Annotated in this window: 16 protein-coding genes; 14 read left to right on the plus strand and 2 right to left on the minus strand. The window is 40.3% G+C overall.

Going from position 1 to position 17,056, the window contains the following annotated elements; translation table 11 throughout:
* The first annotated feature begins 8 nt into the window (after window positions 1–8).
* A complete protein-coding gene (locus tag IGJ74_RS06945) occupies window positions 9–953 on the plus strand; it encodes a glycosyltransferase family 2 protein (RefSeq protein WP_176285423.1) in 945 nt (314 codons plus the stop codon).
* Window positions 954–1,017: 64 nt separating this feature from the next.
* On the opposite strand, the gene IGJ74_RS06950 is transcribed toward IGJ74_RS06945, so the two are convergent.
* Both IGJ74_RS06950 and IGJ74_RS06955 read right to left on the minus strand, forming a co-directional pair.
* A complete protein-coding gene (locus IGJ74_RS06950) occupies window positions 1,018–2,013 on the minus strand; it encodes a phosphoglycerate dehydrogenase (protein WP_086299663.1) in 996 nt (331 codons plus the stop codon).
* Window positions 2,014–2,039: 26 nt separating this feature from the next.
* Entirely contained in the window at window positions 2,040–2,849 is an 810-nt protein-coding gene (locus tag IGJ74_RS06955; protein ID WP_430608742.1) for a DUF1189 domain-containing protein, read from the minus strand.
* A gap of 132 nt (window positions 2,850–2,981) precedes the next feature.
* Here IGJ74_RS06955 and IGJ74_RS06960 point away from each other — a divergent pair, with 132 nt between their 5' ends.
* From IGJ74_RS06960 to IGJ74_RS07020, 13 genes are all read left to right on the plus strand, one after another.
* Window positions 2,982–3,425, plus strand: coding sequence for a GtrA family protein (locus IGJ74_RS06960; RefSeq protein ID WP_034872204.1), 444 nt, complete (start codon window positions 2,982–2,984; stop codon window positions 3,423–3,425).
* Between the two features lie 76 nt (window positions 3,426–3,501).
* Entirely contained in the window at window positions 3,502–4,107 is a 606-nt protein-coding gene (locus tag IGJ74_RS06965) for a superoxide dismutase (protein ID WP_005236898.1), read from the plus strand.
* A 144-nt stretch (window positions 4,108–4,251) separates the two neighbouring features.
* Window positions 4,252–4,452, plus strand: coding sequence for a cold-shock protein (locus IGJ74_RS06970; protein WP_005229578.1), 201 nt, complete (start codon window positions 4,252–4,254; stop codon window positions 4,450–4,452).
* Window positions 4,453–4,561: 109 nt separating this feature from the next.
* Window positions 4,562–4,963 carry a glycerol-3-phosphate cytidylyltransferase gene (gene tagD / locus IGJ74_RS06975; RefSeq protein ID WP_086317041.1) on the plus strand — a complete coding sequence of 134 codons (402 nt, stop codon included), beginning with the start codon at window positions 4,562–4,564 and terminating at the stop codon, window positions 4,961–4,963.
* 167 nt (window positions 4,964–5,130) lie between these two features.
* A complete protein-coding gene (locus IGJ74_RS06980; protein ID WP_086317042.1) occupies window positions 5,131–6,186 on the plus strand; it encodes an ABC transporter ATP-binding protein in 1,056 nt (351 codons plus the stop codon).
* 45 nt (window positions 6,187–6,231) lie between these two features.
* Window positions 6,232–7,041: an ABC transporter permease gene (locus tag IGJ74_RS06985; RefSeq protein WP_086299611.1), complete on the plus strand. Its 810-nt coding sequence runs from the start codon at window positions 6,232–6,234 to the stop codon at window positions 7,039–7,041.
* 173 nt (window positions 7,042–7,214) lie between these two features.
* Window positions 7,215–8,243: an LCP family protein gene (locus tag IGJ74_RS06990; protein ID WP_218193344.1), complete on the plus strand. Its 1,029-nt coding sequence runs from the start codon at window positions 7,215–7,217 to the stop codon at window positions 8,241–8,243.
* A 311-nt stretch (window positions 8,244–8,554) separates the two neighbouring features.
* Entirely contained in the window at window positions 8,555–10,675 is a 2,121-nt protein-coding gene (locus IGJ74_RS06995) for a peptidoglycan D,D-transpeptidase FtsI family protein (protein WP_008379624.1), read from the plus strand.
* Between the two features lie 190 nt (window positions 10,676–10,865).
* A complete protein-coding gene (locus IGJ74_RS07000) occupies window positions 10,866–11,147 on the plus strand; it encodes a hypothetical protein (protein WP_008379625.1) in 282 nt (93 codons plus the stop codon).
* Window positions 11,148–11,150: 3 nt separating this feature from the next.
* Window positions 11,151–13,187: a cation:proton antiporter gene (locus tag IGJ74_RS07005; protein ID WP_086317044.1), complete on the plus strand. Its 2,037-nt coding sequence runs from the start codon at window positions 11,151–11,153 to the stop codon at window positions 13,185–13,187.
* A 204-nt stretch (window positions 13,188–13,391) separates the two neighbouring features.
* A complete protein-coding gene (locus IGJ74_RS07010; RefSeq protein WP_061053950.1) occupies window positions 13,392–15,299 on the plus strand; it encodes an ABC-F family ATP-binding cassette domain-containing protein in 1,908 nt (635 codons plus the stop codon).
* Window positions 15,300–15,315: 16 nt separating this feature from the next.
* Window positions 15,316–16,263, plus strand: coding sequence for a thymidylate synthase (locus IGJ74_RS07015; protein WP_218193343.1), 948 nt, complete (start codon window positions 15,316–15,318; stop codon window positions 16,261–16,263).
* Between the two features lie 43 nt (window positions 16,264–16,306).
* Window positions 16,307–17,053: a hypothetical protein gene (locus tag IGJ74_RS07020; RefSeq protein ID WP_061053952.1), complete on the plus strand. Its 747-nt coding sequence runs from the start codon at window positions 16,307–16,309 to the stop codon at window positions 17,051–17,053.
* The last annotated feature ends 3 nt before the right edge of the window (window positions 17,054–17,056 follow it).

The raw sequence follows: 17,056 nt of genomic DNA on the forward strand, positions 1-17,056 counted from the left end.
TGAAACCGATGTTATCAATTGTTGTACCTTGTTTTAATGAAGAGGCGAGCTTGCCGATATTCTTTGAGGAAACAGAAAAAGTGAAGAGACAATTAAATATGCCCTTTGAATATATTTTTGTCAATGATGGCTCTTCAGATCAAACACTACCTGTTTTAAGAGAGTTATATCGTGCCCACCCCGACAGTGTTCGCTATTTATCTTTTTCGAGAAACTTTGGCAAAGAAGCGGCACTTTATGCAGGCTTACAAGCGGCGAAAGGCGATTTTGTCACTGTGATGGACGCAGATCTACAAGACCCGCCGACATTACTGCCAGAAATGTTTGCGATGCTGGAAGCAAAACCAGAGCTTGATTGTGTGGGGACTAGACGGGCGGATCGCAAAGGAGAACCGAAGATCCGTAGTTTTTTCTCAGATGCTTTTTATAATATTATCAACAAGATTGCCGATACCGAAATGGTAAATGGTGCTCGAGATTTTCGCTTGATGCGCCGTAATATGGTAGATGCCGTTTTACAACTGTCTGAATATAATCGCTTTTCCAAAGGGATCTTCAGTTGGGTCGGCTTTGATACAGAATACATCGCCTATGAGAACCGGGAACGAGTCGCTGGTGAGACATCGTGGTCATTTTGGAAACTATTTCAATATTCGATCGACGGTATCGTCAACTTTTCGGATACCCCTCTGAACATTGCTTCTTTTATTGGTGCGCTTTCCTGTTTTGGCTCTCTGATCGCATTGATCTTTATTGTGATCAGAACCTTTATCTTTGGTGATCCAACAACTGGTTGGCCATCGATGGTTAGCATTTTCTTATTTGTGGGCGGCTTGCAATTGCTTTGTTTGGGAATCATCGGGAAATATATTGGGAAAATTTTCTTAGAAACCAAAAATAGACCCTTATATTTCTTGAAAGAAACTGAAAAAGACCAAGAAAAACAACGATAAATTAAAAGTGTACAATCTGAAGGTTTCGCCTCCAACTGTACACTTTTTTTGCGGAAAGAATTTGTTAGTAGCCTTTATCCAAGTTTATCTCATTTTTTTCAAGTTCTTGTTTCGCCAAAAATTGTTGGAGATTCGCTAAGAAAATGGCCATAAATGCCTTTTGAAAATGGGGCGTATGCCCTGAGATATGGGGGGTTATCAAAAGGTTCTCGATGAGCCATAACGGATCATTCTCGGGCAAGGGCTCTTCTTCAAAAACATCCAGTGCGGCAAATGCTATCTGCTTTTTTTCTAGGGCTTTTGCTAATGCAGTGGTATCCACACTTGGCCCGCGGCCGACATTATAAAAGGAAGCACTAGGTTTCATTTGGGCAAAAAAAGCTGCATCATACAAGTGATTGGTTTCTTCCGTCAGAGGAAGGATGTTGATGACGCAATCGGCGGTTTTTGCGCAAGCGTGTAAGTCAGATAACGCAAACGTTTTTTCAAAACCTGTCACGTCATGCCCGCTAGTATTGATACCAATGGGACTTACACCAAAAAAGGTCAATGCTTGAGCTAACTTTTGGCCAATTTGTCCTGTACCAACGATCAAAATCTCTTGGTCCGACAATTTTGTATAGTGAATTGTATTCGGTGACCATTGCTGTTTTCTCTGTTGCTGAATTGCTTGGAAAATCCCGCGGTTTTCCATAAATAGTAGAGCCAACAAATGGTCTGTGATCGATTCGGCATGGATGCCGCTGCCATTAGATAAGCGAATATTGTATTTCGCAAACTCTTTTAATGGTAAGGTGTCTACGCCAGCTGAAATCGCTTGGACCCATTTCAAATTTGTTTTCTCCGTTAGCAGGTAGTCCTTCCATTCCGACTTCCAACCAATGGTGATTTCTACTTGTGACCAATCAATTGCTTGGTCCTTTGTGTACACAAGAAATTGATAGTCTTTTTCGATTTGTTTCACATATGTGTCGCGAAACTCTCGAGTGGCTAAGATTATTTTTTTCATTGCCAAGCCTCCTTTTAACTTAAGTGTAGCAAAGAATGAGAAAAAAACCATGTTCAAGGAATTGAACATGGCCTAGATTAGGTTTTAAACTGAATTTTTGGAGAATGTTTGACCCCTTGTGTGAATAAGAATAAAGAACCAAACAAAATAAAGGTGGTTGCATCGAAGGAAGGCAATAGTAGTTGTACGATTACACTAATAAGCGTAGGCAATGCAGCACTTACGATCAGAATCTTTAAATTTTCAAAGAAAGTATAGGAGAATCGTTTTAATCTTGTATAGATTGTTGCAATAAAGGTCCCCATCACTAAGGTGATCAGCAAGCTGACAAATGATGGATACAATGCAACAAAAAAGACAATGAGTTTGATTAGCCATGGAATTGCTTGGTTTGATAGCGCTTCTCGAATCGCCTGACCGTTAAGATTGCGCAGCGCAGGCTCACTGTAATCAAATTCTAATTGATTAGAATCTAACATTGACGTCGATAAGCCAGAAGAGGGGATACGGATGACCAGCTGATCTTTTAACAAGCCAACAGCGATGACAGAGCCAGTAACATCAGATGCAATATCTGCTGGCGTACGGTTGCCATCTGGATCGAAAGTAAAGATGATCGAATCGGTTTGATAAATGAAACCTTGCGTATCCGGCGCTGTAGCAAGCTGCCCATTTTCGATCGTAAAATCTGGAATCGATTCTCCAATTTTTTGTCCGTCTGCTTGCACATCGCGAAAGACACCTAATACATTGATGGTCATCGGTACCGCGATAAGCACGGAGGCGCTTAATAGAAAAACGATTACTTTGGAAAATTCTGCTTTTTTGACAAATTTTAAATCAGGTATTCGGAAAAAAGCAAGTTTAAATAGTTGGACGATAGTCATTTGCTGATGAACTCCTTTGTGGTATAACTAGAGTAATTGTAACGAAGGGTTCTTTGAATTACAAGGAATTCACAAAAAAAGAACCAATAATCGAATGAATGAATAAATAAAGAAATGAAAGTAGGCAAAAGAATGCAAAAGTACAACGAATACAAGCAGTTCTTGCAGCAAAAAAAGTTGTGGGAGCCGATTACGTATTTATTTTTTGGTGGATTAACGACTGTAGTCAACATTGTCGTCTATCTCATTTTTCGTGAAGGATTTGGTCTTTATTACCAGACAGCGAATGTGATTTCATGGATTGCTTCTGTTTTGTTCGCCTACTTTACAAATAAGTTATGGGTTTTTGAAGCAAAAACCGAGACAAAGCAAGAGTCATGGGCGGCATTTGGGAAGTTCATTTTCTTTCGTGTCTTATCATTAGGCTTAGATATGCTTTGTATGTATCTATTTATTTCAATTTTGGCAACCGGCGATCTAGTTGCCAAGCTGGTCACCCAAGTTGTTGTTGTTTTGGCAAACTATGTGTTTAGTAAATTTTTGATTTTCAATACGAAAAAAAGTGAGAAAAAGTAAGCATATTTTTTGAACAAAGTCTGATAGTCTGATAATGTTACTTATGTAAACATTATCATTGAGGAGGAATTTTTTTATGACTTACACATTACCAGATTTACCTTACGCATACGATGCATTAGAACCATACATTGATGAAGAAACGATGCATTTGCATCATGATAAACACCATAACACTTATGTAACAAACTTAAACGCAGCGATTGAAAAACATCCTGAATTAGGTGAAAAAACAGTTGAAGAATTATTAGCTGACTTTTCTTCTGTACCAGAAGATATTCAAACAGCAGTTCGTAACAATGGTGGCGGCCATGCCAACCATACGTTCTTCTGGGAAATCTTAGGCCCAAATGCTGGTGGCGAACCTACTGGAGCCATCAAAGAGGCAATTGACGAAGCTTTCGGCAGCTTTGAAGACTTCAAAGAAGAATTCAAAACGGCTGCAACCGGACGTTTTGGTTCAGGTTGGGCATGGTTAGTCGTGAAAGATGGCAAATTAGCAATCACCTCAACAGCGAATCAAGATTCACCATTGATGGATGGCCAAACACCTGTCTTAGGTTTAGATGTTTGGGAACATGCGTATTACTTGAAATACAAAAATGTTCGTCCAGATTACATCAATGCTTTCTGGAGTGTTGTTAACTGGGACAAAGTAAACGAATATTTCGCAAAAGCTTAAACAATTTACTAGAAAGAAGCCTGCTAAAAGGCTTCTTTTTTTGTGGATAGAAAGAATCGTTTTGATATTGCTAACGCTTACATAATCCGCTATAATAAAGGCGACGGAATCGTCGGATTATAATTATTGGAGGCTTTACACACTATGGAACATGGGAAAGTAAAATGGTTCAACAACGAAAAAGGGTTTGGTTTTATCACAGTTGACGGTGGCGATGATGTATTTGTTCACTTTTCTGCCATTCAAGGAGACGGTTTTAAGTCACTAGAAGAAGGTCAAGAAGTTGAATTTACGATCGTTGAAGGTGCCCGCGGACCTCAAGCAGCAGAAGTGACCAAAGTCTAAATCAGAACGGAAAAGCTGAGTAAGCCCTCAGCTTTTTTAATTTGCTATTTCTCGCCATATTTGGTATCTTCAATACATTAGTAAGACTAGGAAGCGAAGAGGGATAAGCATGAAACGAGTAATTACTTACGGAACATTTGATTTATTGCATTATGGACATATCAATCTTTTGCGTCGTGCAAAAGAGCAAGGCGATTATTTGATCGTAGCACTATCAACGGATGAATTTAATTGGAACGAAAAACAAAAAAAATGCTACTTTTCTTATGAGAAAAGAAAGCAGTTATTAGAAGCGATTCGGTATGTGGATCTAGTGATTCCTGAAGAAGGCTGGGGCCAAAAAGTTTCCGATGTCAAAGAATATCATGTGGATACCTTTGTTATGGGAGACGATTGGGCTGGCAAATTTGATTTTATTCAAGAAGAGACAGATGCTGAAGTGATCTATCTAGCACGGACTCCGGAAATATCAACTACTCAAATCAAAAAAGATTTGAAACTTAACAATTAAAAGACTATTATAAAAAAGCATCTTTTACAGATGTTTTTTTTATTGAGCCCAACTTCAAGAAATTAAGATTTTATTACTAGTTTTTCATTGATTATTTGTTCAGAACACAAAATATGGTATGATGTTTTGTGAGTTGACTCGATCAATTAGAAATTCTATGAGAATGGATGAAGAAAGTGGAAAAAGAAATCAAAGTCCGTGCAACTTTAGTGACGAAAGAATACGACTTATATAAAAAGAAAGCGGATAAAGTAAAAGCACTATTCAAGTTCTATCATCGCAATGTTCCTCGATTTTGGGCCTTAAAAGGGGTCAGCTTCGATGTGAAAGCCGGCGAATCAGTAGGGATCATTGGAATCAATGGTTCTGGGAAATCAACTTTATCCAACGTGATCAGTGGGATTATCCCACCGACATCTGGTACGATGGAAGTAAATGGTGACACCTCGATTATCGCAATCGGTGCGGGGTTAAAATATCAGCTGACTGGGTTAGAAAATATTCGACTCAAAGCATTGATGTCTGGAATGACTAATAAAGAAATTGATGAAAAAATGCCTGAGATCGTGGCCTTTGCTGATTTGGGTGACTTTATCAATCAACCGGTTAAAAGCTATTCCAGTGGGATGAAATCACGGTTAGGCTTTGCTATTGCTGTTCATAATGATCCAGATATTTTAGTTATTGATGAAGCTTTGTCTGTCGGTGATGAAACTTTTTATCAAAAATGTGTGGATAAAATCATGGAATTTAAAGCAGCCGGAAAAACCATCTTTTTTGTCAGTCATGCTTTAGGACAGGTAGAAAAACTTTGCGACCGAACGATTTGGATGCACTATGGTGATTTACGGATGTTTGGTCCTACTGAAGAAGTAATGGCTGAATATCGCAAATTCATTGATTGGTTCAAAAAGCAGCCAAAGAAAGAGCAAAAAGCGTATCAAGACAATTATAAAGAAGACCAGAAAGCCTTTAATTTGGAGAAATTAGCAGAAAAAAGCCGTGAAGATCACTTCTTGCAACAACAAAATCTTTCGGACCAAATGATCCAAAAAAACTTGAAACGTACACCTTTAGGGGAAAAAATGAGCTGGCCAACCAAAGGAATCCTAGGTTTGGTAGTAGCCGCAACGATATTTTGTTCGCTGGTTTCTTTTAGTGGGCGTTCGATTACTTACGCAATTAAGAATCCCGTTGAAACGATCAGTCAAGTTTTCAAATAAAGAAGATGTTTCTTTGTTTAGTTCATATAGAAAAGGAAGAAGTTTGTGAAAGAGATTGCTGCAGTTATAAAAGAACAATTTAAGCATGCGGGAATTATATTCCGGATGTCTCGATATGAGGATAAGGCTACTTATCAGAGCCATTATTTGGGATTAGCTTGGCAAATATTAAATCCTGCGATTCAAATCGGTATTTATTATTTGGTTTTCGGGTTAGGAGTGAACGGGAATAGAAAAATTGATGGCGTTCCTTTTATTATCTGGATGCTGATTGGGATCACTGCTTGGTTTTATATTAATGCATCTGTACTAGGCGCTTCTAATAGTATTCACCGACAAGTTGGAATGGTAGCAAAAATGAAGTTCCCAGTAAGCATTTTACCATCGATCAATATTATAAGTAATTTGTCATCCTACATTCCTATGGTGGCAATCGTCGTAGGTTCGTTATTCATAGCAGGTGTGACACCAAGCATCTATTGGTTACAATTTATTTATTACTTTCTTGCGATGGTCATATTCCTATTTGCTTTTGGTCTATTGAATGCGACCATAACAGTACTGATACGTGACTATCATATTTTTCTACAGTCTGTTTTGAGATTATTATTTTATGTTTCTGGTCCGATTTGGGATATTAATAACCGAAATATGCCTGTTTGGTTAATCAAGATTCTTCGCTTGAATCCATTTTACTATTTAATCGAAGGATTTCGTGATGCTTTCCTTTCTCGTGCATGGGTTTGGGAAAAAACAACTTATACACTTATCTTCTGGTGTTTAACTTTGATGCTTCTTATTCTAGGAAGTCATTTGCATATGAAGTTCCGCGCTCGTTTTGTGGATTATATTTAAAAAAGACTATTTGCGGTGTCCCCTCTAACTTAGAGGGGACACTTTATTTTTGTTTATTTCAAAGAAGTTACGGAAGGATTAAATATGAAGTTGATGCATGATAGCGATTGCTGAAAGATGCGTTTTGTGGGAAAATTTATTTGATGAGTGAATTTTTATTAGCGAGGTGTAAGATGCGGAGATATCAAAAGGTAATTTTAGGTATTTTAGTCGTGTTAGTGGTTGGAATCATTGGAGTAACGATCTACGGGATGCAGGTTTATCAAGAGACGAATGCCACTTTTAATCAAATCTCTCACGCTGTTGATCGGAAAACAGACAAACGAGAGGAAGCGATCAGCATTGAAGATCGAGATCCGTTTTCCATTTTGCTAATGGGAATCGACACTGGGGCTTTAGGGCGAACCGAACAAGGTCGTTCGGATAGTATGATGGTGGTGACGGTCAATCCAGAAAAAAAACAGTCAACGATCATTAGCCTTGACCGTGATATTTACACACAAATCGTTGGGTACAATACGATCGATAAGCTGAATCATGCTTATGCTTTTGGTGGGGAGGCCATGGCCATGGATTCTGTTGAAAATCTTTTGGACATTCCTATCGACCATTATGTGACGATCAATATGCAGGGTATGCGGGATCTGATTGATGCAGTTGGGGGCATCGAGGTGACAAATGCTATCGATTTTACTTTAGAAGGTGTTCATGTCCCTGAAGGGCGAATTACTTTAGATGGTAAGACAGGTTTGGCTTATGCAAGAATGCGAAAACAAGATCCTGAAGGGGATATCGGTCGCCAAAGACGGCAAAGAGAAGTGGTTACGAAAATTCTTCAAAAAGTTATGAGCCTGGATGGTATCAGTAATTACAAAAAGATTCTTAAGGCGGTTGAAAAGAATTCGAAGACGGATCTTACGTGGAATGATATGATGGACATCGCTACCAATTATATCCCTGCTTTTACGACCATCAAACAAGAGCAACTCCAAGGAGAAGGGCAACTGATTGGTGGAGTGTATTATCAGTTATTGGGGACGAATCAGTTGTTACATACGCAAAATTTATTAAAGGAGCAGTTGCAACTTCCGACGAACGAGGGTTTGACCCAAGGCGACGAATTTACTAACGGATCGCCTAATTATCAGTTATACGACGACAGTCTGACCTTTTCAGAAGAAAACTCAACAACTGGAGAGTAGCTAGTTTCTTTAGAAGCCTAAAAAGCAGGATGACCGAAAGTCCTCCTGCTTTTTAGTTTTCCACAAAAGCACCAACGGAAATCTTGTTTCACGAAACCATCAAATGAAAAAACATAAGAAAGCATAAAAAAACAATTTTTTCATGAAAGAATGAAAATGAAACATTCAAACTGTGAAACATTTACTCGGATTCACGCTAATTTTTATAGTTTTTTCTAAGGATTAATGGATATTTTTTGTTTTTTCTGTTTCGAATCGAATTTTTTGGTAAAATAGGACAGTAGTCATTATAGATTGGAAGGATAGATGAGATGAAGAATTTGAAAGATAAAGTTGTCCAAGGGATACGCAAGGGGCCAGAAGAACCAAAGGCTAAATCGTATCGCAAATCTCATGTTCCATTTCGATTGAACTTTTTGTTTTTTATTATTTTTGCTTTGTTTGTGTCCTTGATCGTTCAATTAGGCTATCTACAGATCGTCAATGGCGACAATATTGAGCAGCAGTTGAAAGCTTCATCTGTAGTGGAAGTCAAAGGAAGCGCCCCTCGGGGAATGATCTATGACGCTTCTGGAAAAGCGCTGGTGGAAAATCAAGCCAATGCAGCAATCACATTTACCCGCGGAAACAAAATGACCGCTCAAGATTTGTTAGAAACGGCCAAAAAATTGAGCGAGTTGATCGAAGTACCTGTGGACAAAAACTTGTCTGATCGTGATCTTAAGGACTTTTGGTTGGCCGATGAAGAAAATCTTGAAGCAGCAACTGACCGATTGAGTGATGAAGAGCGTTCTTTAGGTACTTCTGAACAATATGCGGCAACCGTTGATAAAGTGACAGAAGATGAAATCAATTTCTCTGATGCAGAATTAGAAGCAGCCACGATTTTTAAGCGGATGAATAGCGCCCAATCTTTGAGTACGGTCTTTATTAAGACGTCGGATGTGTCTGACCGTGAATTAGCTATTGTTGCTGAAAACATGGTCGATTTACCGGGAATCTCCACCGGTACCGATTGGACGAGAAACATCGTTGAAGGAAGTTCTCTGGCTAGTTTGATCGGAACGGTGACCAGTGAAGAACAAGGGATTCCGGAAGAAGTTTTGGATGAATTTTTAGAAAAAGGCTATGCTCGTAATGATCGAGTTGGACGTAGTTATTTAGAGCAGCAGTATGAAGAAGTCTTACAAGGCACAAAATCCATTTCTGAGATTTCCCTTGATAACAATAATAATATTGAAAGTCAAAAAGAAACCTTTGCTGGGGCAAAAGGAGATAACCTTGTATTAACATTAGATGCTGAGTTTCAAGCGAGAGTTGATAAAATCTTGCAAGACAATTTCCAAAAACTGATTGATTCTGGGGCAGCAGAATATTCTCCAGGGGTTTACGCAGTGGCGTTAAATCCAAAAACCGGCGGCGTTTTGTCAATGTCCGGCTATCATCATGACACAGGTTCAAATGAATTGCAGGAAAATGCCATTGGTACCTTCATTAATTCCTTTGTACCAGGGTCCGTTGTCAAAGCAGGGACTTTGGCTGCTGGCTGGGAAAATGGGGTCTTAAATGGCAATGAAGTGTTATTGGATCAACCAATCAGAATTGGCTCCGATGTAAAAGCCTCGATTTTCAATCCAACTGGGGCAAATAATCGTAACCTTTCTGCGGAGCAGGCGTTGGAAGTTTCTTCTAACTCCTATATGATGCAAGTCGCTTTACGTTTGATGGGCATCAATTATCAGTCAGGTATCTCGATTCCAACAGTGGATCGTCAAGGGGATGTCTATGAAAAACTACGTTCATCTTTTGCCTCTTTTGGTATGGGAACTGAAACTGGGATCGATTTACCGGGAGAAGCGACTGGTATCAGCACATCGATCGATAATATGGACCCCGTCAGTGATGGTGGGAAGATCCTTGACTTGGCTTTTGGTCAGTTTGATACCTATACCACGTTGCAGCTGGCACAATATGCAGCAACCGTTGCTAATGGTGGCAAAAGATTGCAGCCTCATATCGTCGACGGTATTTACGGCAATGATGAAACTGGCGGTCTTGGCTCACTGATTGAAGAGATCGAACCAACGGTATTGAATGAAGTTGGTTTAACAGATGCTCAAATGCAAATTGTTCAAAATGGATTTTATGATGCAGTTCATGGAACGGATGCTTGGGCAACTGCCAAAGGCTTGGCTTCTGCGAAAATGGAGGTCTCTGCCAAAACAGGTACTGCCGAAACACCAATTGTGGATAGTAATGGCAATACCATCAGCTTAGTTAACCTAAACATCGTTGCCTACGGGCCAAGCAGTGATGCGGATATTGCGATTGCGATCGTAATGCCTCAATTAAAAGGCGACACAGATACCCATCCAAATATTCAAATCGCCAAAGAGATCATGGATGCTTACTACGACTTATATATGAAATAAGCATAAAAAATCGCAGTGAAGACTGCGGTTTTTTTGTTTTATAAGAAAACTGATAGAAAACCAACATTTAGTGAGAAAGACTTGCTATTTTTGAATGATTGGCTTAGAATACTAGCGGTCAAGAGATAATTTTGATTTGCACGTTAAATAAAAAGATAAACTGATGATAAAAGGGGTAAAAAACGTAATTATGAACAAGGAATGTTTAAGTAAGCAAGAACTAATGAAGCAGTTGGGACAATTTACACCAGCTGAAAAAAAGGAGATTCGGGATTATTTGCAACGGAAAAATCCATTGCTTTTCCGAAAATTTGAACGAATGAAACACGATTTATATCGCTTGGAATCACGGCGTGTCCAATGCGAGATTGAAAATAACGAAAAGGAGTTAGGTCTTCTAAACGACAAGATCCTTTTAAAAAAAGAAGATTTTCTTGAGCTGTTATTAGCCATTCGAAAGAAAAGAGGGTAATGGATGGAATTTATTGAACTCGTCATTATCATTGCAATTCTTGTCACATTATCAAATGTGGCGAGCAAAATATTGCCCTCAGTACCGATCTTTTTTATTCAAATCATCTTAGGAATTTTATTAGGTCTTACAGAAATGGGTCAAGAGATCGCCTTTGAACCGGAAATGTTTTTAGTAATGATCATTGGTCCATTGCTATTTCGAGAAGGGGAACGAGCAGATGTACCTGAGATCCTAAAAAACAGCAAGATCGTGCTGTTTTTGGCTTTTGGTGGCGTGTTAATGACGCTGTTTGCGGTCGGCGGAACCCTCCATTGGTTGATGCCGACGATACCTCTGGCTGCTTGCTTCGCTTTCGGGGCTGCGTTAGGACCAACTGATGCGGTGGCAGTCTCCTCATTAGCAAAGCGTTTGAAAATTTCCAAAAACATTATGCATATTCTTGAAGGCGAGGGCTTACTGAACGATGCTTCGGGGGTTACCGCATTACAGTTTGCTATCGTGGCTTTGACTACCGGGAGTTTTTCAGCAGCCAACGCAGGCTTCCAACTTCTTTTCTCTAGTATCGGTGGCGGGCTTGTCGGTTACTTGATAGTATGGCTGAAACGCCGGATTTTACGTTTTATTGAAAAAATCTCGGCACAAGATGTCACAGTATACTTATTGATTGAACTGCTCTTGCCATTTGCTGCCTATTTGCTGGCAGAAATGATTGGCGTCTCAGGGATTATCGCAGCAGTTGTGGCAGGTGTAGCCCAAGCCCAAAGAAAACGCCGGATCTCGTTGTTTGATGCAGAATTAGCGAACATTTCGGAAAGCACATGGTCGACCATTGTCTTTACATTGAACGCATTAGTGTTTCTCTTTCTAGGGATCGAGTTGTCACAAGTCTTTTCACCGATCTGGGAAAGCAAAAACTATGCAAACTGGCATCTAGTCATCACGATTTTAGTCGTCACAGCGGTGATTTTCCTCGTACGTTTTATCTTTTTACTATTTTATTATTGGTTCTTACAGTCAAAAAAACAAGTATCCATGAATCAAGTCGCCTTGTTGACCTTTGGTGGCGTCAAGGGAACAGTCAGTTTGGCAGCCATCTTCATTTTACCGGTGATGGTGCATGATACACCGTTTCAGGAACGGAGCTTGCTCCTGTTTTTGACCGCCTGTGTAATTTTGCTGACATTGATCATCAGCGTGATGGTCTTACCTTATTTGGCAGATGGTGAAGCTGCCGAAAGTGTCGACTTCAATCACTTGCTGATCTTAGAAGACGTCATCGAACAATTGGAAGCAGAAGAAAAACAAGAGCTTTCTGATAAAGGTCGCTTAGCGATCGATGCTGTCATCAATTCCTATGAAAATCGTCGTTGGGAATTGTATCGCAATAGTTTGACTGATTCAGAAAAACAAGAAATCCAAGAAATTCAAGGATTGATTTTATCGATCGAACAAGACGGCTTGGATGAAGCTTATCGAAATGGGAAAGTCAGCCTAAATGGCTATCGTTTTTATTCACGCTTTATTTCTCAGCAGCAGCATTCCCTCGCAAAACAAATTCTCTCATTCTTTAGTTTTTGGCTCTTCTTTATTCAGCGTTTTATTCGTGTACTGATCCATCCACGTTTGTTTTTACAGCGGCAGCAGCAACTGAAAGATGCCTTGAAACAACGAGACATTTCTGAAGTACAAAAAATCTACTTAAAAAACAGCGAATACATTTTTCACAGTTTGAGCAATTTAGAAGATGTTTATGATTCCTCGCTGATCAATTTCTTTATTCGTCAACGAGAAATGAGCATCAAACGGTTTGAACATAGCAATTTCATTGAAACGATCATGATTGAGCAAGACCCGATTTTTGTTAAGAAAGTCCTTTGGGGCTATTATCTTGAGCGCAAGACGATCGATGAATATGAAGTGGCTGAGAAAATTTCAACGATTTCTGCAAATGAGTACCGACGCAATGTCAATCTGTTAGAATCGTATGCGATGTCTCGAGCGGAAGAACAACCGAAACAGCGGATGTTCCGCCGATAATATGTCTCAAAAGGCGCGCAACTTGATGCACGTTTTATGGAGTGTCTCCGTCAGGTTATTCCTAAAAGATGATCAACATCGATGATCAGAGGGAATAAACTGACGAAGGCATTCTTTTTTATTGCAAAAACTGCTCCTTTCTCTCATCGTTTCCTCGGATGAAATGTGGTACAATGAGCGAAGAAAAAACTCAGGAGGGATTCTGTGAAAGAATTAAAAGTAAGTGATTTAACCAAAACTTACGGTGAAAAAACACTGTTTGATCAGCTTTCTTTTCTGATACATGAAAAAGATCGGATCGGTTTGATCGGTGTCAATGGCACGGGGAAATCAAGTTTGCTGCGAATCTTAGCAGGTTTGGATCGTGGAGATGGTGATCGCCAAACTGTTTTTGCTAGTCAAGATTATCGAATTGGCTTTTTAGCGCAAGACAATCAGCTACAAGAAGAATTATCCGTTGTAGATGCTGTTTTTCAAGGGACCAGTCCGCTGATCCGCGTTGTTCGCGACTATGAAAAAGCGCTGATTGCTTTAGAAAATAATGGTATGGATCAACAAACGCAGCGCAATTATCAATTGGCAGAAGAAGCGATGAATAAAGCGGATGCTTGGAACACAGATACAACAGCCAAAATTATCCTCCAAAAACTTGGGATCAGTGATTTAAAGAAAAAGGTCAGTGAGTTATCTGGAGGTCAAAAGAAACGAGTGGCTATGGCTCAAGTATTGATCGATGAACCAGACCTGTTGTTATTGGATGAACCGACTAACCACTTAGATTATGATGCGATCCAATGGTTGGAAGGCTATCTAAAAAATTATCGGGGTGCGTTATTGATGGTGACCCACGATCGCTACTTTTTGGATCGAGTCGTTAACCGGATCTTTGAATTGTCCTTTGGCAAGCTGCATGAATATCAAGGCAATTACGAGACGTATCTTCATGCTCGAGCAGAACGAGAACGAGTGGAGGAGACGCAAGAAGACAAGCGCAAGCAGTTATACAAACATGAGTTGGCTTGGATTCGCACCGGAGCGAAGGCCCGTACAACGAAACAACAGGCACGGATCGATCGTTTCGATGATTTAAAAGAAAACCTACATCAAGTAAAACGGAACGGCGAAGTGGCCATTGATGTTGCTACGACACGCTTAGGCAAACAAGTCTTAGCGCTAAAAGATGCGAGTTTCCAGATTGAAAACAAAACGATTTTGTCTCACTTTGATCTGTTGATTCAATCAAGAGAACGCTTAGGGATCACAGGAGAAAACGGTGCGGGCAAATCTACGTTGCTCAATATTTTAGCTGGTCGCCTGCCTTTAGAAGAAGGGGAGCGGACGATTGGCGTGACTGTGAAAATGGCTTATTATACGCAAACGATTGAAGCGATGAACCCTGATCAGCGAATGATTGCTTATTTGCAAGAAGCAGCCGAGGAAGTGCAAAAAGTGGATGGCTCACAAGTCAGTGTCGCAGAAATGCTGGAACAGTTTTTGTTTCCGCGATCCATGCACGGCACTAAGATCGGCAAGCTGTCTGGCGGGGAAAAACGACGCCTATTTTTGCTCAAGCTATTGATTGGGCAGCCAAATGTTCTCTTGTTAGATGAACCGACCAACGATTTGGATATTGATACCCTGACGATTTTGGAAAATTATTTGGAAACATTCCCAGGTGCAGTAATCACTGTTTCCCATGACCGCTACTTTTTAGATAAAGTTGCCCAAAAATTGCTGATCTTCGAAGGAGACGGCAGGATTAAGTCCTACTTTGGTTCCATTAATGAGTACCTAGCAGCCAATACCAATAAAGCTAGTTCAAGTGTACTAGAGCCAAAAGAATCAAAAAACGATTCACTTTCTGCTGATAGTGAGGAGTCTGCTGCAGCGCCTGTCAAAAAGAAACTGAGTTATATGGAACAAAAAGAGTGGGCGACAATTGAAGATGATATCGCGGCGTTAGAAGAAAAAGCTGCCGCTTTGACTGAAGAGATGAATCATCAAGGAGCTGACTTTACCAAGCTCCAAAAATTACAGCAAGAAATCAGCGAGGTTGAAACGCAACTTGCAGAAAAAATGGATCGTTGGGAATATTTGAGCGAGTTTGTGTAGAGTAAAGGAGAGAACGATGGAACAAGCATATTTAGATCTAGGAAGAAAAATATTAGCAGAAGGCAATGATAAAAGTGATCGTACAGGAACGGGAACACGCAGTGTCTTTGGTCACCAAATGCGTTTTGATCTGTCCCAAGGCTTTCCATTGTTGACAACCAAGAGAGTTCCTTTTGGCTTGATCAAAAGCGAATTATTGTGGTTTCTAAAAGGAGATACCAACATTCGTTATCTCCTAGAACATAATAACCACATTTGGGATGAATGGGCGTTTGAGCGCTATATTAAAAGTGATGCTTACACAGGTCCTGACATGACGGACTTTGGCCGTCGTTCCCTAGTGGATGAAGCTTTCAATGAACAGTACCAACACGAGTTGAAACAGTTTTGTGAAAAAATCTTATCTGATGATACTTTCGCTGAAGCCTTCGGCGATTTGGGACACGTTTATGGGTACCAATGGCGCCATTGGGAAAAAAGTACGGGCGGGTTTATCGATCAAATCACAGAAGTGATCGACATGATCAAGACGACGCCAGATTCTCGTCGTTTGATCGTCTCTGCTTGGAATCCAGAAGATGTACCGACGATGGCGTTGCCACCTTGTCACACGATGTTTCAATTTTATGTTCATGATGGTCGCTTAAGCTGTCAGTTATATCAACGCAGTGCCGATGTCTTTTTAGGCGTTCCCTTCAATATTGCTAGTTATGCGCTATTAACGCACCTGATTGCTCATGAAACTGGACTAGAAGTCGGAGATTTTGTCCATACATTAGGTGATGCTCATCTGTACAGTAATCATACAGAACAGATGAAGGAACAGTTGACTCGTTCGGTACGTCCGGCGCCAAGCTTACAGTTAAATCCTGAAAAACAGTCAATCTTTGATTTTGAAATGGAAGATATTACCCTGGCAGGGTATGATCCGCATCCAACAATCAAAGCACCGATCGCAGTTTAAGTGGTTGTTTGGTTTCATTTCATAAAGAAAGGAATGAGGCGTAATGGAAAATACCCACAAACGAGGCTTTGCGGCGACCTTTCATCAGAGACATGCTGGATCGATTCATGCATTGCTCATTGATCAATGCATTGATTTTTTGCATCAGCACTATGATGCAGTTTGGCTATCCGTATCCGAGGAAACAGTGCCGGAGCTAAAAGAAGCCATTCGATCAAATCAGCAGTGCACTGCCATTTTTATACCAGCAAAAGGGGCGGCGGATGCCCGCAGAAGGCTTATTTTTGCGGCACAGCATACTTTACCGATGCTGGATTCATTGCATATTTGTGATTTTGATCGCGTAGTGACTTGGATCGAGACGTATCCAGAAGAACTTGTGGCAATAAGCAAACAGCCGTTACCAGAGAATACGTATTGTATCCTAGGGCGAACTGCAAGGGCGTTTGCGAGTCATCCGCAAACGTGGCAAAGAACGGAGCGCTTGATCAACGAGATCGCAGCTGACTTTTTTCAAATACAAGAAATTGATGTCGCAGCTGGTAGTGCTCTCTTTCCTATCTCCCTGATACCGACCTTGCTGAAAAACAACAACGCGCGTTTAAACGATGGGGAATGGCCGAGAAATGTCCAAAGAAGCGGCGGCACAATTGTTTACCAAGCCTGTGATGGCTTGCGCTTTGATGAACGCAACAAAGATCCATTTGAGCATGAATCAGCTGTTCAGCTGATGCAGCGGCTGCAGGTTGCTGCTACTATTTCTGAATCATTTTATACAGAAGGGATGTAATTT

The organism is Enterococcus sp. AZ009 (genome assembly GCF_050548785.1).
GTDB classification, from domain to species: domain Bacteria; phylum Bacillota; class Bacilli; order Lactobacillales; family Enterococcaceae; genus Enterococcus_D; species Enterococcus_D entomosocium.